We start from the raw sequence: 20,050 nt of genomic DNA on the forward strand, positions 1-20,050 counted from the left end.
CTCTAAGATCGAAGACTTTTCGTCATGGCATCCGGTGCAGGATGGCGAAGGCTTCATACGGCTTCAGAACGACCGTCTCACCCAGCGCTTCGATCGGCTGGTAGTTGGAGATGAGACAGCTGCCGGAGATTTGCAGCTCTTCCGGCAGATCCAGACTGACCTCGCGTGCTGAAAAACTGCCGATAACGACCAGTAGGTCCCTGTCCAGTTTGCGGGTGTAAACAAAGACGTCGGCATTGTCGTCGAGCCACGACTGGTATTTGCCGTAGACGATGACCGGATGGGATTTCCGTAGGGCAATCAACTGGCGGTAGTGGTTCCAGACGGAGCGCTCGTCGCTCATCGCCACATCTGCATTGATCGACGCATAGTTCGGATTGACGCCGATCCAGGGTTCTACGGTGGAAAAACCGCCATAAGCTGCGCTGTTCCACTGCATCGGCGTGCGGGCGTTGTCGCGGCCGTTCGCGTTGGCGCCCATGATGAAATCCTCAGGCGAACGGCCGGCATCCACATGCAGCTGATACATGTTGAGCGTCTCGATATCACGGTACTGCTCGATCGCGCTAAACGGCATGTTGGTCATGCCGATTTCCTCGCCTTGATAGATGAACGGCGTGCCTTTCAGCAGATGCAGGACCGTCGCCAGCATCTTAGCGGATTCGACGGGATAGCCTGTAGCGTCACCATATTTCGAAACGGCACGCGGCAGGTCATGATTGCCCCAGAACAGGGAATTCCAGCCATCGTCGGCCAGCGCGTTCTGCCATTTGCTCAGCACCGACTTTAGTTCGACGAGGTCGAAGGTTTTCGGCTGCCATTTGCCGTAGGTTTCATCCCATTGGCGGGTCACGTGTTCGAACTGGAACACCATCGAGAGTTCCTGCCGCTCGCGACCGGAATAGAGAAGTGCCGATGCAGGCGTGGCACTCCACGCCTCGCCGACGGTCAGGACGTTGCGGCCGCCGAAGGTCGCGCGGTTCATCTCCTGCAGATACTCGTGCAGGTGTGGACCGTCGGTCACCACGCCCTGGTCCACCTGTTTGCCGATATAATCGATGACATCCATCCGGAAACCGGAAATACCGCGTTCCAGCCACCAGTTCATCATGTCATGAACCTCAGCGCGAACCCTTGGGTTTTCCCAGTTCAGATCGGGCTGGCGGCGCGAGAAGAGATGCAGGTAGTATTCGCCGGTCGTCTCGTCGAGCGTCCAGGCGGGGCCGCCGAATGTCGACTGGAGATCGTTGGGCGGTCCGCCGTCAGGACCCGGCTTGCGCCAGACGTAGAAGTCACGAAACGGATTGTCGAGAGAGGCTCGTGAGTTCTGAAACCACGGGTGTTCGTCGGACGTGTGATTGACAACCAGATCGAGCAAGATGCCGATGCCCCGGCGCCGAGCCTCGGCAACCAGCAGATCGAAATCGGCAAGCGTTCCAAATTCGGGCGCGATATCGCGATAGTCCGAGATGTCGTAACCGTTGTCATCCATCGGCGATTTGAAGATCGGGGAGAGCCATATGACGTCGATGCCGAGAGACGCGATATAATCCAGTTTCGAGATAATGCCCGGAATATCGCCGATGCCGTCACCGTTCAGATCGCAGAAGCTGCGCGGATAGATCTGGTAGACGGTCGAGCTATGCCACCACTGCCGTTCGAGGGGTGGCGCCGCTTCCTGGACAAGTGCTGCCAGCTGATCCTCGAGCTGATCCCGTAACTGGTCCATCCATGTCTCCTTGAGATATATTCGACAACCGAACGCCAACGCCGCATGGAGAGTTCCAAACGAGCGTCTCCCGGATTAGATCAAGACTGCCTGGCCGATCGCGTGGCGCCCCTCGCGGGCTCATTGCGCTCACCTGACGCCCTCGTGACTGAAGTGTTATCGATTTCGCCTCTCTAGACGTCATCCTGCAGGGCTTGGAGCACCTCCGTAAAGATTGCATTCAGTATTTCCCGGTAAGGTCCCGTTAGTAAACGTGCGGCGCTGATCGTCTGCTGCACGGATTCCGTTTTGTATCGAGTACGGGTTCCTTATGCGTCTTACGGCTGTATCACTGCTCGTTCTGGCCCTCGCTGCGACTGGATGTACCTCCAGCAGCGATCTGGAATCCGCTGTGCCCGCTTCATCCGGGTCTGCAAAGACGTCGCGTCTGGCTGCAAGAACGGCTCCGCTGGTTCCCGCCGTCGACGTCGGGACGACGGCCGGAATTCCGTCGCCACCGCAAAAGCCATTGGCCTGGGGCGGGCCTGTGCCGCAGTCGCCGGCGTTCCGCAACATCGCGCCGGGTCCTTCGGTCGAAGCGCCAGGCAATCCGATGGTCACGACCGTCGGCATGCCGATGCCGGCTCAGCGGCCCGTCTCGGCGCTCACTCCGGTTTCCCTGCCCGACATGAGGCCAGGCCTCGGGGTTTCGCCGGGTGGCCGCTCGCGGATCTACAGCCACAGCTTCCGCGATGCCAAACCGATCAATTTCGGCAAGGTCTCGCCACGAAAGATGTCCGTTCACGGCGTCGACGTTTCTCGCTGGCAGGGCGATATCGATTGGGCAAAGCTGCGGACGCAGGGCGCCAACTTTGCCTATATCAAGGCGACCGACGGCGGCGATCATCTGGATCCGATGTTCAAGACCAACTGGCGCAAGGCCAAGGAGGCCGGCGTCAAGCGTGGCGCCTACCACTTCTTCTACTGGTGCCGCGTTGCGAGCGACCAGGCCGAATGGTTCATCCGCAATGTTCCGAAAGATCCCGACGCGCTGCCGCCTGTGATCGACGTCGAATATAACGGCGAGTCGAGCTGCAAAATGCGTCTATCGCGCGCCAAGGTGCTCGAAAAGATGCAGGTCTTCATGGACATGCTGGAGCGTCATTACGGCAAGCGGCCGGTGATCTACACGGCGCCGGATTTCTACAAGGACAACCTGCGCGGCGAGTTCCTTAACTACCCATTCTGGCTGCGCGCGGTCGCTCAGCATCCGTCGGTGGTCTATCCCGATCGCAGATGGGTGTTCTGGCAGTATTCCGGATCCGGCCTCTCGCAGGGCGTCGAGGGTAAGATCGATCTCAACGTCTTTCGCGGCGGCGAGGGCGATTGGCATGACTGGGTCGCCCGCAACTGACGGGATCGACTTCAGACGATAATCGGCGAGCGCCGCGCGTCAGCGTCTGATGCGGGGCGTTTTGCTATCCGGGATATGCAGGTTCCGCTGACACCATCGCCACTTCGGCTTAGCGCGTCTCTACTTCTGCAGCTGCTGCACTCTCCTGAGCGATATCGATCTTGGCCACGACGGACATGCCGGGCACAAGACGGTCCGTCAGGGGCTGTTCGGTATCGATGGCAATGCGCACCGGAATACGCTGAGCGACCTTGGTGAAGTTGCCGGTCGCGTTGTCGGATTTGATCACGGAGAATTCCGAGCCTGTCGCTGGGGCGAAACGCTCGATCGTTCCCGTGAACGCCTGATGACCCAGAGCATCGACCGTGAATGTCACGCGCTGGCCGACGGTCATGTTCTCCAGCTGGGTTTCCTTGAAGTTTGCGACCACCCAGACGTGATTGGGCACGAGCGAAGCGACCTGTGTGCCAACGGAAACATATTGACCGATGCGGCCGGTCACCTCTCCAAGGGTTCCGTCCTGCGGTGCGATGATCCTGGTGTTTTGCAGGTCGATCCGCGTGAGTTCGACCGCGGCCTTGGCGCTTCCGACGCTCGCTTCCAGCGAACGACGACTGACGACGATCGTGTTGAGGTCCTGTTCAGTCACCAGTTCGGTCGCCTGTGCCTGGTGGAGGCTCGCCTGCGCCTGGTCATAGGCGGCGCGGTTCTTCTCCGACTCGCTTTGGGTGGTGACGTTGTTTTTGAGCAAAGTCTCGGTGCGCTCATAGGCCAGCTTGGCCGCGTTCAGTGCTGCCTGCGCACTTTCGATGCCGGCCTTTGCCGAGACGATATTGGCCTCCGCCGATTTGCGGCTTTGCTCGGAATTGTCGAGCGACGCTTCAGCGGTGGCGAGCTGCGCCTCTGCCTGTTCGAGCTTCTGGGCATAGATGCGGTCATCGATCTTGACGATCAGATCGCCCTTCTTGACCTTCTGGTAGTCCTGCACCGGCACGTCGACGATGACTCCCGCCAGTTGCGGACTGAGCAACGTCACCTGTCCGCGGACATAGGCATCGTTCGTGGTCTCGACCGTGCCGTGGAAGGGGGGCAGGTTCCAGGCGTAAAGCACGATAAACACGCCGACGATCCCGACGATCAGCGCGACGTATGTGGAAATGGATCTGAAGGCAGCGTTCATAGCTCTGTTCTTTTTCTAAAGTGTATCGAATTGACGGTCAGGCCTGCGTGGAGGCAGACGCATGCGGTATGAGCCGATCGCGGTGGGTCCACGCGAGATGGCATACAAGCATCACGATCGCGCCGATTGCGATCAGGAAAGTCACGTAGAAGGCGTCGTTATAGGCGAGCACATAGGCTTGTTGCTGAACGGCCTTGGCGAAGGTCGTGGTGCCCTGGATCGTGCGCTGGGTCAGATCGGATGTCGACCGCGCGTAGGCGCCGACATACTGCTGGATTCTCGCCGTCACCATCGGATCGGTCGGCAGCAGGCGGGATGTCAGGATCGACGAGTGATATTGCTCGCGCCAGGTGACAAAGGTGCCGAACAAGCCGCTGCCGAGGAACGCGCCGACCTTCTGGGTAAACAGGAAGACGGCGATAAAGCTGATGACGTAGGTCAGGCCCTTCTTCAGCGCGGCGGCAAAACCCACCGCCATGGCCGGCGGTAGAAACAGACCGCTTCCGAATGCGATCATGGCCTGGCTGACATACATCTGTTCGGGACGGGTCAGGACTGTGGATTGGCTGTCCATGTAGCATCCCGCCGCAATCAGGATCAACGCGACGAGGTGGATGAAGCCTTCCCGGCCGGGCTTCATCACAAGCGCGCAGACGAGGCCTGAAATCACGCTGGCAATCAGGATCGCCCAGTAGAGCCCAGCCATCTGTTCGTTGAACAGCCCGAGCTGTTTGAAGAAGTTGATCGCGCCTGTGGATTGCTCGGTCAAAAGCATGCGGAAGACCAGGAGAACGCCTGCAAAATGGATGATCTCGCGCGAGGTGATCCAGCGCACGTCGATGAGGTTTGTCTTGCGGTTGAGTTCGATGATCGTCATCAGAACGCCGGTGACGATCGCGACGACAAGCAGCCAGCCGAGCCAGTCCGCTTCCAACCACCAATACAGGCGGCCCATGGTGAAGACGACGGCAAGGCATCCCATGCTGGTGGCCAGAAGCGCATAACTGACAAAGTCGAGCGGCGCGATCACCTTGGCTCTTGGAGGCGAGGTGAGTGGCAGCAGGAACACAAGGCCGAACACGATCAGTGCGAGGCCCAGTTCCAGAAGGTAGAGGCCCTGAAGGTCGCGCTCGTCGAGCAGCGATGGCGACACGAGACCGGCAATCGGCGTTGCCAGAAGCAGACCGATCAGCGCCAGACAGATACCGATATTCAGCTTCTTCTCCGGCGGAAAGATCTCCAGCATGTAGAGAATTGCAATGGAGGAGACAGGCGCGGCCGCGGCTCCCGCAAAAAACCGGAGGGCAATGGCAACGCTGAGATCGTTCACCCACAGATGTGCCAGGCTGATGATCACGTAAGGGATAATGGCGATTTCGCAGAAGTTGCGGATACCGTATTGCGTGCGGACCTTGAACAGGAACAGACCAAGGCTGGCGTTGGGAAACAGATAGGCGGCCACCAGCCAGGACGCTTCGGTCTGGGTCGCTTCCATCGGGCCAGCAATCTGCTGGAGGTTGGCCGAAATCAGACTTGTGCCCAGGCCCTGCATGACCGCCGCGGCAATTGACGCGAATGCATAGAGGAGCGCAATTGGAAGCGGTTTCGGAACGAAAGCCGGGGGGGCTACAGGCGGCGCAACGGCAGGGGCCGCATCCTGCACAGCTGAGGCGGCCGATCGCCCCGCATCGGGGCTCGCATCTGAATTTTCGACGTCGTCTTTCACGACTTTTGTGTCACGTGATGACATTGAAGCTCTCCAGATCGGCAAGATTGGTGCCGATCGCGTCCAGGAGGTCGTTGGCACGGCGGATATCGTCGTGGTCGAGGCCTGCAAAAATCTGTTTCCGGATCTGGTCCGCGAGGGAGCGCACGAAGTCTGCCTGCTCCTTGCCGTGGGACGTCAGCGAGATCAGTTTCGCGCGTCGGTCGCCGGGATCGGGCCTGCGCTCGATCAGGCCGTTCTGTTCCATGCGGTCAAGCAGCCGGACCAGTGTCGCCTGCTCGAGCTCAAGCTCAAACGCAAGCTCGGTCTGTGTCATGCTCTGCTTTTTAGTCAGCCGAAACAACGCACGGGCGCGCGGATAGGTCAGGCCGTGGGCGGTGACCTGCTGATTGAACGCCGTGCGGATTTTCCGGCTTACCTTGGTAAGCGATTCCAGAAAATCAGAGCTTGCGAGATCCTGATCCATAAAAGGTTAGTGTGCTAAGTTTATGATGACCATTAGTTAGCATGCGTACTATTCCGGTTCAAGGTCGGGATCGCCCTGTCTGCCGGCTTCAGCAACGCCATTATCGCATTGCGGACCCCGTTCTGCTGCATGGGTCCGGAGTGTCCGCTCCCATACTGACGTGCCTATTCCATAGAAAATGCCGCGCTCTTGGGAAGCGCGGCAGGACTTATCGCTGTATCGCAGAAAACCTGCGGCCAGCACTTGGTGTTAGCGGCAAACCTTCGTTTCCTTGATGATCACGGCACCGTGACGCATCGTCTTGACCTTCTTCACGACGCAACCGCGGCGCTGATGATGACGGTCACGTTCGCGCATCATGCGCGGCGGCGGCGGTCCACGGCGGTCGTCGGTAACGATCGTAACGCTCTGAGCCTGTGCAAAAGGTACAAATGATACAGTCGATGTAATAGCAATAGCGGCTGCGATAATAAAATTCTTCACGTTTCCTGCCCTCCTTGATGGCGGACAGTAACGCGAATGTCATCGACTGGTTCCACGCCTTTACATCTTAGCGAAGAAGGCTTTGCCCGCCGTCGACGAAGATCGGCGTTCCAGTGATGTGACGGGAGCGATTGGACGCGAGAAACAGCACGACGTCAGCAACATCCTCACTTTCGCCTGCCTTTCCTCCGGTGATCGGAATTTCACCTGCCGGGAAAACGACAGGGACAGCCGTTTCCTCCTTGCCGCGAAGGCTTGTATTGTCGTCGATGCTTGTCCCGATCGATCCCGGGCAGATCGCATTCACGCGGATCCTGTGCTTGCCAAGTTCGAGTGCCAGTTGCTGCACCATCGCAACCTGGGCAGCCTTGGTGGCCGAATAGGCGGTAGCGCCCGGCGTTGTGAACGTGCGGTTGCCGTTGATCGAGGAGATTACGACGACCGACCCGCCCTGTTTCTTGAGATGCGGCACGGTGACGTGAAAGGATAGGTAGGTGCCGCGCAGGTTGACGCGGATCGTGGTGTCCCACTCGTCCGGCTTCATGTCGTCGATCGGGGCCCAGACGCCGTTTATACCGGCGTTGATCACAACGATGTCCAGTTGGCCATAGGCTTCGACCAGATGATCAACCGCTGCTCTCATTGCGGCTTCCTCCGCAACGTCGGCATCCAGCACGAGGGCGTCGCCGCCTCCGGCCGTGATTTCGTCAGCCGTCTCTTCCAGTTCGCTGCGCGTATGGCCGAGAAGCCCGATTCTGGCTCCCGATTGGGCTAGCTTGAGCGCTGCCGCCTTGCCAATTCCAGATCCGGCGCCAGTGACCAGGGCGACCTGCGTTTTCAATTCCATGAGCACATTCCTTGCTGCGACGCGAAAATCAGCGAAGGGCAAACGGCAAACGTAAATCGTGGTTCCCAGTCCGGACGTCAAAAGTGACCGCATGGAGAGACCCCGGTCGCCGGCGTCTCTTGATAGAGGCTCCAGGATCAAGGGCAGCGTCCCGCATTCGAGCCCGTCACAGTTCTCGTTCAGGCTCCGCCGGATCCTGCTTTGGAGGAGGGGAACTCCAAACGCGTTTGCGACGTTGGGTAGCAATCTCAGATGGAGCCAACCCATGCGCTTTCGCCGCCCGATCATCGCCTGCATCGCCAGCCTTCTCAGCTTGCCCGTATCGGCACAGGAGTCTTCCTTTCTTCCGACGCTCAAGGGCAGCTGGACCGGCGTCGGCACCGTCGTGACGCGCATCGGCGCAAAGCCGATCAACGTGACGTGCAAATTCGATATGTCGGGTGGGCGCACGGCGTTTTCGATGGACGGCACCTGCCGCGGCCTGCTGGTCGTCCAGCGCAAAATATCCGCCACACTTCAGGAAAGCGGCAATGGCTACCGCGGCACCTATACCGGCCCTTCCGGTCAGCCTTCGACCCTTTCGGGAAGACAATCCGGCAACCGGATCAATCTGTCCGTCCGTTGGGCACGTGTCATCAACGGCGATCGGACTGCCAATATGACAATCGAATCGCGCGGTGCTGGCAGCCTGCGTCTGCAGACGGTCGACAAGGATCCGAGCACGGGCAAGACCGTCGTAACCAGCAGCATCAATTTAACCAGGTAGGCGCTCGAAAGCGCCTCGCCACGCACCTCGACCGCAGAGCAGGTAAATGAACTTTTCGCTGCACTGCACGTTGTCTTGCGCCATTGATCATTCGGAGAGATAATTTTGGACATCATCCGCATCCTTTTTGCCTTCCTCCTGCCGCCGCTGGGCGTGTTCCTCCAGGTCGGCCTCGGCCTGCACTTCTGGCTGAACATCCTCCTCACCCTGTGCGGCTTTCTTCCGGGTATCGTGCACGCGCTGTGGGTCATCCTGAAGAAATAACAGGATCGCGGCGCTTGACGCGCCGTCGCGTCTCACTCGGACTTTCGCGATACTGCGCTCTGTAGCTGCGCGATAGGGCGGAAGCCGAGTTAAAACCTGTCTCTGCGGCGATGTCGGCGATTGCCGCTGAGGTCTCGATGACCTTTCGTCGGGCTGCGTTCAGACGCAGGGCAATATAATGAGTGTGTGGTCCCACACCTATCGTTGTCTGAAACATGTCTTGAAGATGCCGGGCGCTTACACCGACGCGCTTTGCGAGCCTGGTGAGAACCAAGGGAGCATCGACAGTCTCCTCCATCAATCGCACCGCCGCCTGAACTCTGGCGTCGCGTCCCTGTCTGACGGAAGTGACGGCTGAACCATGCTCGCGGTCTAAGCGGTGACCGTATTCATAGAGAAACAGCCTGGACACTTCGAGCGCCAGCGTATGGCCATGGGCCCTGCGGATCAGTTCCAGCATCAGGTCGAGCGTCGGAACCGGTCCGCCTGTCGTAATGCGCTTGCTGTCGATCACGAAGCGGTCTCGTACAAGCTCGACCTCCGGATAAACCAGCGAAAAGGCCTCCAGATCCTCCCAGTGGATGGTTGCACGCGACCCGTTCAGCAGGCCAGCCTCGGCCAGCACGAAGGTTCCGGTCTCAATACCCGCGATCAGGCTGCGATGTCTCGCGGTGCGGGCAAGCTGCGCCTTCAGGTCGTGCGTGACGCTTTTCTTCCAGTCATAACTCGACAAGACGAACAGCGGGTCCGTTTCCCTTGCCGGTCGAAACGCGCCAGCCACCGCGATCGGTATTCCGCATGTCGTGTCGACCGGCGTTCCATCAGGAGAATGCAGTGTCCAGCGATAGAGGTTGCCCCCGGCAATGCGATTTGCAGCCCGCAACGGTTCGATCACCGACGCCAGAAGGATGAGGTTGGTCTCTGGCAGAAGAAGAATATCGAAGTGCTGACTGGGGCCCTTTTGGGTCATTCATCGTAATCCGTGCTGATTGCCGATAGTGTATGAAATGGCTCCGATAATGCAAAGCATTCCATCTGCCTCTCGGTCGTAATACGCTCGATCAGAAGGAGCATATGATGCCGCTTGAGATGAACCGCGAGGTTTTCATAACCTGCGCCGTGACGGGTGCCGGAGATACGACATCACGATCGTCACACGTGCCGATCACGCCGAAGCAGATCGCCGATTCTGCGATAGACGCGGCGAAGGCGGGAGCCGCCGTGGTTCACTGCCATGTGCGCAACCCGGAAACCGGTGCCGCGGCCCGCAATATCGAACTCTACCGGGAAGTGACCGATCGCATCCGCTCGGCCGATGTCGATGTGGTCCTGAACCTCACCGCCGGCATGGGCGGCGATCTCGTGTTCGGCAATGTCGAAGCGCCGTTCCCGGTCAATCCTGATGGAACCGACATGGCCGGCGCGACCGAGCGTGTGGCGCATGTGGCGGAGTGCCTGCCGGAGATCTGCACGCTCGACTGCGGCACCATGAATTTCTCGCTCGGCGATTACGTCATGACCAACACGCCGTCGATGCTGCGCGAAATGGCAAGGCAGATGACGGCGCTTGGCGTCCGCCCCGAGATCGAGGCTTTCGATACCGGCCATCTGTGGTTTGCCAAGCAACTCGTCGAGGAAGGCCTGATCGAGGATCCGGTGCTGATCCAGCTCTGCATGGGAATTCCATGGGGCGCGCCCGACGACCTGAACACGTTCATGGCCATGGTCAACAACGTTCCGAAAACCTGGACGTTCTCGGCCTTCTCGATCGGCCGCAACGCGCTTGCCTATCCGGCGGCAGCGGTGCTGGCCGGCGGCAATGTGCGGGTCGGTCTTGAAGACAATCTCTATGCCGGCAAGGGGCAACTCGCGACCAATGCGCAGCTCGTCGAAAAAGCGGTCGGGGTGATCGAGGGCATGGGCGCAAAGATCATCGGCCCGGCCGAGGTGCGCGAAAAACTCAAGCTGCAGAAAAGGTGACCGGCATGAGCAAGATCAAGAAGGCAGCCTGTATCGGCGGCGGTGTCATCGGTGGCGCCTGGGCCGCGCGTTTCCTGCTTGGTGGCATCGACGTTTCCATCTTCGATCCGCACCCCGATGCCGAGCGCATCGTCACGGAGGTGGTGGCCAATGCGGAGCGCGCCTATGGCATGCTTACCATGGCGCCGCTGCCGCCTCGGGGAATACTCACGTTCTGCGCGACGCTGGAGGAGGCGGTCGCAGGCGCCGACTGGATCCAGGAAAGCGTCCCGGAACGGCTGGACCTGAAGCGTGGCGTGCTGACGAAAATCGATGCGGCCGCCCATCCGAAGGCGCTGATCGGATCGTCCACTTCAGGACTGATGCCGACGCAACTGCAGCGCGACATGCGGCATCCCGAGCGGATGTTCGTCGCGCATCCCTACAACCCTGTCTACCTCCTGCCGCTGGCCGAACTGGTCGGCGGGGAACGCACAAGTCCGGAGACGCTGCTTCTCGCCCGCGAACGGCTGGCGCCGATTGGCATGAAGGGCGTGATCCTCAAGAAGGAGATCGAAGCCTTTGTCGGCGACCGTCTGCTGGAAGCCTTCTGGCGCGAGGCGCTGTGGCTGATCCATGACGATATCTGCGATACCGAGACACTCGACGATGTGATCCGCTATTCCTTCGGCATGCGCTGGGCGCAGATGGGACTGTTCGAAACCTACCGCATTGCGGGTGGCGAAGCGGGCATGCGGCACTTTCTGGCGCAGTTTGGCCCCTGCCTCGCCTGGCCCTGGACCAAGCTGACCGACGTGGTCGATCTCGACGACGCCCTGGTCGACAAGATCGCAGCCCAATCGGATGCCCAGTCCGGCGCCTATGGCATCCGCGATCTGGAACGCATCCGGGACGAAAACTTGGTAGGCATCATGCAGGCGCTGAAAGCCGGCGACGGCGGCAAGGGCTGGGGCGCGGGAAAGATCCTCTCCGAGTTCGAGACGCATCTCTGGTCTGAAGGCGGCGGAAACGGCAACGGCGCAAGCCTGTCCGTCGACACCTCGGCCCCGCTGCGGCTGGTCGATACCAAGGTCAACGCCGCCTGGGTCGATTACAATGGCCACATGACGGAGCACCGATACCTCCAGGTGTTCGGCGACACGTCCGATGCCCTGCTGCGCCTGATCGGCGTCGACTTCGCGTATGTCGAGGCGGGCCACAGCTATTACACGGTCGAGACGCATATCCGGCATCTGGGCGAGGCCAAGCTCGGCCAGGCGATCTACGCCACACTGCAGATCCTGTCCGTCGACGAAAAGCGCGTCCGATTTTTCTCGACCATTCACGACTCGAAGACTGACGGCATCATCGCGACGGCAGAGCAACTGATGCTGCATGTGGATGCAAGCGCCGGCAAATCCGTTGTCGCTCCTCCGGAAGTGATGGCAAACCTTGCGCCGATTGCGCAGGCGCATGCCAAGCTAACGTTCCCGGACGGGGCAGGCCGCTCAGTCGGGCAGAAAAATTAGCTCAGCGGAAGCGTTAGGCGGCCGGAACAATAACCGCATCTCCTCTGTTTCTGACAACAAGGAGAGATGCGCCATGACCTACGAGTTAAGGGCCGTCCGAGGCGATCAGATCATTCGGGAAAGTTTCGCAACGGCGCAGGATGCCGTCTCTTCGATCGATGCGTTGCGTGGACAGGGGGTGCGGGTGGAAGTAGCCATCGACAGCACCGCAGTCCAGCCTGATACACTGACGGATTCGGAACGGCTGATCATCCTGAAAGAAGGCCGGAGGTCCGCGGCAAGCGGCAACACGCTGGACACCTGCCCTTACACGGATGATCTTGACCGTCGCGCACTTTGGCTGGAAGGATATCAGGATCCGCGCTGATTGATTTTTCTGCCGGACGATCACACGTATCCCAACAGGGCAAAAATCATGCAGATTCGTGCGTTTAGCGCCGGGGACACCGATGAACTTGCGGGACTGCTCGAGGAAATGCAGGACTATTACGGCGTGTTCTGCCCTCCGCGGGACGCAATCGTCGCGGGGATTCTCAACCGGCCGCTCAATACCGAAATCATCGTCGCCGGAACCAGCCGCGTGATCGGCTTTGCCGCCTTCGCTTCGATCTTTCCCGGTCCCGGCCTGGTGCCAGGCCTGTTCCTCAAAGAGCTTTTCGTGTCAGCTTCCGAGCGGGGCCAAGAGGTTGGTATCAAACTGATGCAGCGGCTTGCAGCGATTGCCGTCGAACGGAAGTTTGGCCGCGTCGATTGGACGGCGGCGCGCACGAACCAGCGGCTTTTGAAGTTCTACGACGACCTCGGCGGCGAGCGGAAGGAAACCCACATCTTCTACCGTCTCGAGGGTGCGAAACTGAACGCGCTGGCTGAACGGAGCTAGCTTAGAAAGCGCCGTCCTATCCAGGAAGCACGGACAGCCAGCGCCCCCGCTATGACATTCCTGCCACAGTTTGACCCCGCTTTCCCGTTCCGGGCAACTCTTGCTTTGAGCAAAAGAGTTCAGCCGTTGACTTGCAAAAGCCCTCCCGATAATTCCTGATCAAAATAATCATGATTTCCTTTCCGCTTGGTCTGAAGCGGCGGGGCGTCGTGGCAGGAATTTTAGTACGAGGGGAATTTCGCGTGGCGTTTCGGTCAAGACCTTTTCAAATCAATCGTTTTTCACGGATTTCGATGGGGCGCCGGGTAAGCGCCCAACGGATAGCGCTTCTTTCCAGTGTGGCAATCCTGCTGCCGCTGCAGTCTCTTGCACAGACAGCTGATGCCACCGGCACAACGCTCGCCCCGATTGTGCTCGAAAGCGGTGGCAATGGAGTGGGTCCCGATGCGACGATCGTTGCCAAGGCTTCCCGTTCCAGCAGCAAGACCGATACCCCTCTGCTCGACGCGCCCGCTTCGGTTTCCGTCGTGACGGAAGAAGAACTGGAAAAGCGCGGCGTCACGACGCTCGACGAGGCTCTGGCCTATACGCCGGGTGTTTCGACCGACATCTACGGCTCCGACAATCGCTACGATCACTATCTGATCCGCGGGTTCTACTCGACCGGCAACGCCACCTATCGCGACGGTCTGCCGATGTATACGGGTGGCGATTTTACGACCAACCGTATCGAACCCTACGCGATGCAGCGCATCGAAGTGCTGAAGGGTTCCAACTCGTCTCTGTTCGGACTGTCGGGACCGGGTGGTATCGTCAATGCGGTGACCAAGCTTCCGCAGGACGAGAAATTCGGCGAAGTCTACACGACACTCGGCGACGGTCATGTCGAGACTGGAACCGATTTCGGCGGCCCGCTGGATGCAGACGGTATCTGGAGCTATCGTTTGACCGGCAAGTGGCAGAATGCCGACGCAGGGATCGACGAGACCGAGGACGATCGCATCTACGTCGCGCCGGCGCTGACCTGGTCTCCGACCGCGGATACGTCCTTCACGCTTCTGATGGACTACAACAAGCGTGACGGCAGCACGTCTCACGGCATTCCGCTCGGCTCCGGCATCGATTCCGAGACCTATCTCGGCGAGCAAGATTTCGACAACATGGACGTAATCGAGAAGAATATCGGTTACCAGTTCCGCCACGATTTCGGCAATGGTCTCGAGTTCCGCCAGAACGCCAGGTACACCAAACTCGATGTCACCTACGAGAGTGTCTACAATTCGGCTGATCCAGCCACGAGCCGGAACGCTCTTGCAGTCTACGGCGAATCCACGCGTTTCCACATCGACAACCAGCTGCAATACGAGGCGAGCTTTGGTGCCTTCGACAGCCGGACGCTGTTCGGCTTCGACTACGGTCGCGACAGCAACGAGGAAATGCGGTTTGACGGTACTGCACTCGGCGTCGGCGATATCCGCAATCCGGTATACTGCGGTCGAAGCTGCGTGTCATTCGGTGCCGGCGTTGCGTCCGAGTCCGATCTCACGACCAAGGGTCTCTATATTCAGGAAGAGCTGACCTACGACGATCGTCTGATCTTTACCGTCGGCGGTAGGTATGACCATGCCGAAACTGAAAGTACCTCCTACGGCACCGACTACGACGCGGTCGACGAGAATTTCTCAAAGCGAGCCGGTGTGACCTACAAGGCCACGAGCGAAGTCTCTGTCTACGCCAACTACTCGGAATCCTTCCTTCCGGTTGCGGCCAATCGCAGCTACTTCATCGGCACCCCTAAACCGCAGGAAGGCAGGCAGTACGAAATTGGCATCAAGTATGAGCCGACCGGCATCGATGCGCTCTTCACGGCGGCACTGTTCGACCTGACGCAGACCAATGTTGCACAATGGGCACCGGACTATTCGGCACAGTACCAGGTCGGAAAGATCAACGTTCGCGGTCTCGAACTGGAAGCCAAGGTCGCGCTGTCCAATCGGATCAACTTTACCGCCGGATATTCCTACCTGGATGCAGAGATCGAGGAGGATGTCGACCCCACTCTCGTCGGCAACCGGCCGTATCTGGTTCCCAAGCACATGGCGTCGGCATGGTTCGACTACACGCTTCCCGGCAACGGCGCGCGCGGCGATCTGACGCTCGGCGTTGGCGGACGCCTGGTCGGCAGTTCCTATGCCGATAACGCCAACACGGATCCCGTTCCGTCGAGGGTCCTGTTCGACGCAGCCGTGAAATATCAGATCCGCGACAACGTCGCTCTCTCGGCGAACGTCACGAACCTGCTCGATAAGGAATATATCAGCCAGATCGACGGCTTCAGCAACACCGCCTATTACGGCGATCGCCGTACGGTTCTCGCAACGCTGAAATACACTTGGTAACCGGGCTTCGCCTCAATGGGGCACTCGAACTGTGAAACCTGATTATACCAAGACATGACTGTGGAAAGGACCGTTTACAGATGCCTATCTGCCAGACAGCGATCGGCTTCGGTATCGTTGCACCCACGAGACGACAGGTTCTGACGGCTATCGCGTCGGGGTTTGCCGCTGCGGCGACCGGAGGCCTTCCTGGTGTCGCGATGGCGCAAGACGAACTTCGCTTTGTCCATGCCTTCGGTGAAACGGTACTGCCGCAGCCGGCCAGGCGTGTGATCTCGCTCGGGTATTCCACCCATGATCCTCTCCTGGCGCTGGGTGTCGTCCCTGTCGCCACGCGCCAGTGGTTCGGAGGCTATCCCTACAACGTCTGGCCTTGGGCCCAGGCGCTGATGGGAGATGCCCAGCCGCAGGTCATCTCGGGTGAAGTGTCAATGGAGATCGTCGCTTCGCTCCAACCGGACCTGATTATCGGCATCGGATCAGGTATCTCGCAGGCCGAATACGATATCCTATCCCAGATTGCGCCTGTCCTGATGCAGGAAAAGGGCGATCTCGCCTATGGCACCACCTGGGACGCCCAGACCCGCGTCATCGGTCGCGCGGTCGGCAACACTGGCAAGGCTGAGGAACTCATCGAAGGCGTCAAGTCGAGGTTTGCGGACATCAGGACACGGCATCCGCAATGGGCGGAACAGACCGCTGTCTGCGCCTACAATTTCGGCGGAGAAACCGGTGCCTTCATCGGCACCGATACCCGCGCGACGTTCCTGAAGGAATTGGGTTTCAGGCCGCCGCCAGCACTCGCCAACCTCGAAACAAACGAGGGTTTTTACGCCCGGCTTTCCCCGGAGGATCTTTCCAGTCTCGACGCGGACCTGCTGATCTGGGTTTCCACGTCCGATGCCGTGCCGGACATCGTCTCAATGCCGATGCGCAAGACGCTGAAGGCCCATGTCGAGGGTCGTGAGGTTCTGGCCGGAGCGCTTCTGGCCGGAGCGTTGACCTTCGGCAGCGTTCTTTCCCTGCCGTTCGCGCTCGAGCGGCTCGAAGCGGAGATCGGGTTGGCTTTGGACGGAAAAGCCGAGACACAGGTTCCATCAAGCGTTGCCGCCGGGCTTGCCCCGTGAAATCAGCCGCCGTCCTTGGCCTGATCTTCCTCTTCGCCGTGGTTCTGACACTTGGCGTCGGGGTGCGCGATGTCACGCCTATCGATGTCTTCCAGGCAATCTTTGCATATGATGAGAGCAATCCGGTCCATATCGTCATCGTTTCCGTCCGAATGCCGCGCCTTGTCGCGGCGCTGATCGCCGGTGCGGGCCTCGGTATCGCCGGCACGATCATGCAGGCGCTCACTCGTAATCCGCTGGCGGATCCCGGCATCATGGGCGTCAACTCCGGTGCCGCCTTCGCAGTGGTGATTGCGGCTTTGCTGACAGGGCGGTCCGATAGTGGCTTGATGTCTGCCATGGCCTTTCCGGGCGCAGCACTCGCCGCCGCCGCCGTGTTCATGCTGGGCGGCGGACTACGCGGCGATGCGGGCCCCGTCCGGCTGGCGCTCGCGGGCACAGCGCTTAATGCGATGCTTCTGTCTCTGGTCTCGGCCATCGTCCTTGCCCGCAACGAGACGCTCGAAATTCTCCGTTTCTGGATCACAGGATCGCTGGCACAGGCTGGCGCGCGTCCGCTCGCCGGCATGGGGAGCGCCGCTGCCATCGGTATCGGGGTGGCTCTCCTGATTGCGCCGCGCATCGAGGCACTTTCACTCGGGTCTTCGCTTGCCCGCGGGCTGGGCACGAAACCGGCGCGCGTGCAGGCCGGAGCTCTCGTGGCGATCACGCTGACGACGGGTGCTGCGGTCGCGGTCGCGGGCCCCATCGCTTTCGTCGGCCTTCTGGTTCCGCCCCTGGCGCGGCGCGTCGCCGGACACGCCCTGCGGTTCGAGCTGATGGCGGCCGCTGTCATCGGCGCGTCGATCCTGCTCTATGCGGATACGCTCGGGCGTATCCTTCTCGCGCCATCGGAAATTCGCGTCGGCATCATGACAGCGCTGATCGGGGCTCCGGCTTTCGTCATCATCGCACGGCGGCTTCGTCCCGGAGCGACATCGTGACGGCGCGAGGCAATGGTCTGGCGAGGGGTGGCGGCAGGGCTGGCGTCGTCCTGCTGGTTGGCCTGCTGCTTTCCTCCATTCTCGCATCGCTCATGCTCGGCCAGATCTTTTTGACACCGCAGGATCTGTGGACCGGTCTATGGACGGGGACCGGGCCAGGAGCGCTGACGCTGCGTGTCCTGCGAGGCCCGGGAATTGCGACGGCAGTCGGTGTCGGGGCCGTTCTCGGCGCGTCCGGCACGATCTTCCAGATCCTGCTGCGCAATCCGCTGGCGGCGCCGGATGTGATGGGTTTCATGCAAGGTGCTGGCCTTGCGGTGATCTGCGGCGTCGCCTTCGGCCTTTCCCTGCCGCTGCCATTTCTGGCCGCCGCTGGCGGATTGATTGCGGCTGTCATTGTTGCGGGACTTTCTTACCGGCGGCACGGTACGCAGGCGGCGCTGACGCTTATTCTCGTCGGCCTCGGAATGGGTTTTTTCTGTTCTGCTGCAAGCAGCTTCCTGATGACCCGCCTGCCGCTCCAGGAGGCTGCGGATGCGCAGCGCTGGCTTGCAGGCTCTCTGGCCGCCCGCAACTGGGGACATGCGCTTCAGGTTTCCGCCACCGGCGGCGTTCTGTTTGCTTTGCTGGCCTTTCAGGTGCGCTCGCTCGGCCTGCTCGAACTGGGCGATGAGCTTGCAACGGGTCTCGGCGCGCGTGTGCGCCGGTCGAAATATCTGCTGATCACCACGGGTGTGCTGCTGGCCGGCGCCGGTGTCGCCGTGGCGGGGCCGGTGCCGTTCGTGGCGCTGATGGCCGGGCCGCTCGGCTCGCGGATGACTAAGGCCAGCAGGCCGGGATCGCGGCTTGCGGCAGCCGCCGTCACAGGTGCCACAATCACTGTACTCGCGGATCTCGTCGCGCGCTCGCTTGTGCCGGGTCTGCAGCTACCGGTCGGCGTGATGACAGGGATCATGGGAGCGCCCTATCTACTGTGGCTGCTCTCGCGTGCAATGGAGACTGGAGACCTGTGACAGGCAAGGCGCTGAAAACCGAACTCCTGACCCTTGGCTATCGCGACCGGATCGTGATCCAGGATCTGTCGCTCACTCTGCCGGACGGCAAGATCACGACCATTCTCGGGCCGAACGGATGCGGAAAATCGACGCTTCTAAAAGCGTTGGCACGGCTTATCCCGCCGCTGCACGGCACTGTGACGCTGGGCGGGGATGATATTGCGAAGATCGACACGAGAGCTCTCGCACGAAGGCTCGCCATCCTGCCGCAGGCATCCAAGGCCCCGGAAGGCATCAGTGTGTCTGATCTGGTGCGGCGAGGCCGCACACCCTGGCGCGGACTGCTCGCGCCCTGGAGCGAGACCGATGCGATCGCCTGCGAACGGGCGTTGTCACAGGTCGGCCTTGCCGATCTCGCCGACAGGCCGCTCGACGAACTGTCCGGCGGCCAGAGGCAGCGGGCCTGGATCGCGCTCGTGCTCGCACAGGATACGCCCTACCTTTTGCTCGATGAGCCGACGACATGGCTTGACCTCAGCCACCAGATGGACGTGCTTTCCGTGCTGCGCGAGCGCAATCGCAACCACGGAACGACGGTTGTGGCCGTACTGCACGATCTCAATCTAGCTGTCCGGTTTTCCGATCATCTCGTGTTGCTCGGCAGTAACGGACTGGTGGACGTGGGAAACCCCGAGCAGGTCATGACGGAAGCCAATCTCGACGAGGCTTTCGGTTTGAAATCGATGATCATTGCCGATCCGGTGACGGGAAAACCGATGGTCGTCCCGCGGTAAACTGGCCAATGCCGGCGGCATGCCGACAAGCCTCGCGCCAGAAACGTGATATATATTCATATCATGGGGAAGATCTCATTCATAAGAACTAACAGTGATTGTTTTTGCTTGCAAATTTGGACTGTTTATTGCCGCGAAGCAAATCCGTGCAGGATTCACGAATCTATACTGTTGCGCTAGATTCTGCTCAGCAAATGATTCGCCGTCACGATGCATTTATCTAGTGAGGCCACATTGGACGCAGTAAGCCACAGGTTTGAAGACCAGAGTTCTTCAGTCGAATACTGGGCCATGAACAGGGCCCATCAGATTGTCGTCCACCACGGTATGAGCCTGATCGAAGCCGCGCAGTGCCTTGACCGCAAGCGAACCAGCGCAAACACCTACGCGCTCAGAAAAGCGATCATGGATTGCCTGGTCGAAGCGCTCACACAAGGCGCCCAGCAGGAGGTGACGCCTGCAGAATGAGTCTCATCACTGAGAGTTGAAGTCGAGTTCGCGCAACTGCATCGAAGCTTTTCAATCCTGTG

At 60.1% G+C, this 20,050-nt stretch carries 20 protein-coding genes; 13 read left to right on the forward strand and 7 right to left on the reverse strand.

Features of this window, described 5'->3' with window-relative positions; genetic code table 11:
* Positions 1–22 precede the first annotated feature (22 nt).
* Positions 23–1,729 (reverse strand): glycoside hydrolase family 13 protein, encoded by a 1,707-nt coding sequence (locus tag ACQY1P_RS04095; RefSeq protein ID WP_430253039.1) that lies wholly within the window; start codon positions 1,727–1,729, stop codon positions 23–25.
* Between the two features lie 310 nt (positions 1,730–2,039).
* Here ACQY1P_RS04095 and ACQY1P_RS04100 point away from each other — a divergent pair, with 310 nt between their 5' ends.
* On the forward strand, positions 2,040–3,122 hold the full coding sequence (locus tag ACQY1P_RS04100) for a glycoside hydrolase family 25 protein (RefSeq protein ID WP_062576737.1): 1,083 nt from the start codon (positions 2,040–2,042) through the stop codon (positions 3,120–3,122).
* Positions 3,123–3,231: 109 nt separating this feature from the next.
* On the opposite strand, the gene ACQY1P_RS04105 is transcribed toward ACQY1P_RS04100, so the two are convergent.
* The 5 genes from ACQY1P_RS04105 to ACQY1P_RS04125 form a co-directional block, all read right to left on the reverse strand.
* Entirely contained in the window at positions 3,232–4,302 is a 1,071-nt protein-coding gene (locus ACQY1P_RS04105; protein ID WP_430253041.1) for an HlyD family secretion protein, read from the reverse strand.
* A 37-nt stretch (positions 4,303–4,339) separates the two neighbouring features.
* A complete protein-coding gene (locus ACQY1P_RS04110) occupies positions 4,340–5,854 on the reverse strand; it encodes an MFS transporter (RefSeq protein ID WP_162237937.1) in 1,515 nt (504 codons plus the stop codon).
* Between the two features lie 184 nt (positions 5,855–6,038).
* Positions 6,039–6,494 (reverse strand): MarR family winged helix-turn-helix transcriptional regulator, encoded by a 456-nt coding sequence (locus ACQY1P_RS04115; protein WP_062576743.1) that lies wholly within the window; start codon positions 6,492–6,494, stop codon positions 6,039–6,041.
* Positions 6,495–6,743: 249 nt separating this feature from the next.
* Positions 6,744–6,977 carry a hypothetical protein gene (locus tag ACQY1P_RS04120; RefSeq protein WP_113110177.1) on the reverse strand — a complete coding sequence of 78 codons (234 nt, stop codon included), beginning with the start codon at positions 6,975–6,977 and terminating at the stop codon, positions 6,744–6,746.
* A gap of 67 nt (positions 6,978–7,044) precedes the next feature.
* Positions 7,045–7,824: an SDR family oxidoreductase gene (locus tag ACQY1P_RS04125; RefSeq protein WP_430253043.1), complete on the reverse strand. Its 780-nt coding sequence runs from the start codon at positions 7,822–7,824 to the stop codon at positions 7,045–7,047.
* 265 nt (positions 7,825–8,089) lie between these two features.
* On the opposite strand from ACQY1P_RS04125, the gene ACQY1P_RS04130 reads away from it, so the two are divergent.
* Both ACQY1P_RS04130 and ACQY1P_RS04135 read left to right on the forward strand, forming a co-directional pair.
* Positions 8,090–8,590 carry a hypothetical protein gene (locus ACQY1P_RS04130; protein ID WP_062454454.1) on the forward strand — a complete coding sequence of 167 codons (501 nt, stop codon included), beginning with the start codon at positions 8,090–8,092 and terminating at the stop codon, positions 8,588–8,590.
* A gap of 105 nt (positions 8,591–8,695) precedes the next feature.
* Positions 8,696–8,854 (forward strand): YqaE/Pmp3 family membrane protein, encoded by a 159-nt coding sequence (locus ACQY1P_RS04135; RefSeq protein WP_082471680.1) that lies wholly within the window; start codon positions 8,696–8,698, stop codon positions 8,852–8,854.
* Here the strand turns inward: ACQY1P_RS04135 and ACQY1P_RS04140 are convergent.
* A complete protein-coding gene (locus ACQY1P_RS04140; RefSeq protein ID WP_430253045.1) occupies positions 8,838–9,824 on the reverse strand; it encodes a GlxA family transcriptional regulator in 987 nt (328 codons plus the stop codon). The two genes, ACQY1P_RS04135 and ACQY1P_RS04140, sit on opposite strands and share 17 nt — an antisense overlap.
* 107 nt (positions 9,825–9,931) lie before the next feature.
* Between ACQY1P_RS04140 and ACQY1P_RS04145 the strand changes: the two genes are divergently transcribed.
* The 10 genes from ACQY1P_RS04145 to ACQY1P_RS04190 all read left to right on the forward strand — a co-directional run bounded on the left by ACQY1P_RS04145 (position 9,932) and on the right by ACQY1P_RS04190 (position 19,988).
* Entirely contained in the window at positions 9,932–10,834 is a 903-nt protein-coding gene (locus ACQY1P_RS04145) for a 3-keto-5-aminohexanoate cleavage protein (protein ID WP_062454994.1), read from the forward strand.
* 5 nt (positions 10,835–10,839) lie between these two features.
* Entirely contained in the window at positions 10,840–12,342 is a 1,503-nt protein-coding gene (locus ACQY1P_RS04150; protein ID WP_430253047.1) for a carnitine 3-dehydrogenase, read from the forward strand.
* Positions 12,343–12,415: 73 nt separating this feature from the next.
* Positions 12,416–12,709, forward strand: a complete 294-nt coding sequence (locus tag ACQY1P_RS04155) for an Rmf/CrpP family protein (RefSeq protein ID WP_430253049.1) — start codon at positions 12,416–12,418, stop codon at positions 12,707–12,709.
* 48 nt (positions 12,710–12,757) lie between these two features.
* Entirely contained in the window at positions 12,758–13,222 is a 465-nt protein-coding gene (locus tag ACQY1P_RS04160; protein ID WP_062576754.1) for a GNAT family N-acetyltransferase, read from the forward strand.
* Positions 13,223–13,515: 293 nt separating this feature from the next.
* Complete coding sequence (locus ACQY1P_RS04165; protein WP_430253051.1) at positions 13,516–15,621, forward strand: TonB-dependent siderophore receptor; 2,106 nt, start codon at positions 13,516–13,518, stop codon at positions 15,619–15,621.
* A gap of 80 nt (positions 15,622–15,701) precedes the next feature.
* Positions 15,702–16,748 carry an iron-siderophore ABC transporter substrate-binding protein gene (locus ACQY1P_RS04170; protein WP_430253053.1) on the forward strand — a complete coding sequence of 349 codons (1,047 nt, stop codon included), beginning with the start codon at positions 15,702–15,704 and terminating at the stop codon, positions 16,746–16,748.
* The gene (locus tag ACQY1P_RS04175; protein WP_430253055.1) at positions 16,745–17,731 is read left to right on the forward strand and encodes a FecCD family ABC transporter permease; all 987 of its coding nucleotides are present in this window, start codon (positions 16,745–16,747) and stop codon (positions 17,729–17,731) included. Before ACQY1P_RS04170 ends, ACQY1P_RS04175 begins: the two co-directional genes overlap by 4 nt.
* Positions 17,728–18,744, forward strand: coding sequence for a FecCD family ABC transporter permease (locus ACQY1P_RS04180; protein ID WP_430253057.1), 1,017 nt, complete (start codon positions 17,728–17,730; stop codon positions 18,742–18,744). The genes ACQY1P_RS04175 and ACQY1P_RS04180 overlap by 4 nt, the downstream gene beginning before the upstream one ends.
* Positions 18,741–19,520, forward strand: a complete 780-nt coding sequence (locus tag ACQY1P_RS04185; protein WP_113110186.1) for an ABC transporter ATP-binding protein — start codon at positions 18,741–18,743, stop codon at positions 19,518–19,520. The genes ACQY1P_RS04180 and ACQY1P_RS04185 overlap by 4 nt, the downstream gene beginning before the upstream one ends.
* Positions 19,521–19,811: 291 nt before the next feature.
* Positions 19,812–19,988, forward strand: a complete 177-nt coding sequence (locus tag ACQY1P_RS04190) for a hypothetical protein (RefSeq protein ID WP_174197385.1) — start codon at positions 19,812–19,814, stop codon at positions 19,986–19,988.
* The last annotated feature ends 62 nt before the right edge of the window (positions 19,989–20,050 follow it).

This window comes from Neorhizobium sp. DAR64872/K0K18 (assembly GCF_050500175.1).
In the GTDB taxonomy this organism is placed as follows: Bacteria; Pseudomonadota; Alphaproteobacteria; order Rhizobiales; family Rhizobiaceae; genus Neorhizobium; species Neorhizobium soli.

What these genes read in the sequence shown, in the direction of transcription:
- ACQY1P_RS04190 (WP_174197385.1), top strand. Translation starts at nt 19,812, where the DNA reads ATGAACAGGGCCCATCAGATTGTCGTCCACCACGGTATGAGCCTGATC.
- ACQY1P_RS04160 (WP_062576754.1), top strand. Translation starts at nt 12,758, where the DNA reads ATGCAGATTCGTGCGTTTAGCGCCGGGGACACCGATGAACTTGCGGGA.
- ACQY1P_RS04125 (WP_430253043.1), bottom strand. Translation starts at nt 7,824, where the DNA reads ATGGAATTGAAAACGCAGGTCGCCCTGGTCACTGGCGCCGGATCTGGA.
- ACQY1P_RS04155 (WP_430253049.1), top strand. Translation starts at nt 12,416, where the DNA reads ATGACCTACGAGTTAAGGGCCGTCCGAGGCGATCAGATCATTCGGGAA.
- ACQY1P_RS04110 (WP_162237937.1), bottom strand. Translation starts at nt 5,854, where the DNA reads ATGCAGGGCCTGGGCACAAGTCTGATTTCGGCCAACCTCCAGCAGATT.
- ACQY1P_RS04140 (WP_430253045.1), bottom strand. Translation starts at nt 9,824, where the DNA reads ATGACCCAAAAGGGCCCCAGTCAGCACTTCGATATTCTTCTTCTGCCA.
- ACQY1P_RS04115 (WP_062576743.1), bottom strand. Translation starts at nt 6,494, where the DNA reads ATGGATCAGGATCTCGCAAGCTCTGATTTTCTGGAATCGCTTACCAAG.
- ACQY1P_RS04150 (WP_430253047.1), top strand. Translation starts at nt 10,840, where the DNA reads ATGAGCAAGATCAAGAAGGCAGCCTGTATCGGCGGCGGTGTCATCGGT.
- ACQY1P_RS04130 (WP_062454454.1), top strand. Translation starts at nt 8,090, where the DNA reads ATGCGCTTTCGCCGCCCGATCATCGCCTGCATCGCCAGCCTTCTCAGC.
- ACQY1P_RS04165 (WP_430253051.1), top strand. Translation starts at nt 13,516, where the DNA reads ATGGGGCGCCGGGTAAGCGCCCAACGGATAGCGCTTCTTTCCAGTGTG.
- ACQY1P_RS04095 (WP_430253039.1), bottom strand. Translation starts at nt 1,729, where the DNA reads ATGGACCAGTTACGGGATCAGCTCGAGGATCAGCTGGCAGCACTTGTC.
- ACQY1P_RS04105 (WP_430253041.1), bottom strand. Translation starts at nt 4,302, where the DNA reads ATGAACGCTGCCTTCAGATCCATTTCCACATACGTCGCGCTGATCGTC.
- ACQY1P_RS04170 (WP_430253053.1), top strand. Translation starts at nt 15,702, where the DNA reads ATGCCTATCTGCCAGACAGCGATCGGCTTCGGTATCGTTGCACCCACG.
- ACQY1P_RS04145 (WP_062454994.1), top strand. Translation starts at nt 9,932, where the DNA reads ATGCCGCTTGAGATGAACCGCGAGGTTTTCATAACCTGCGCCGTGACG.
- ACQY1P_RS04100 (WP_062576737.1), top strand. Translation starts at nt 2,040, where the DNA reads ATGCGTCTTACGGCTGTATCACTGCTCGTTCTGGCCCTCGCTGCGACT.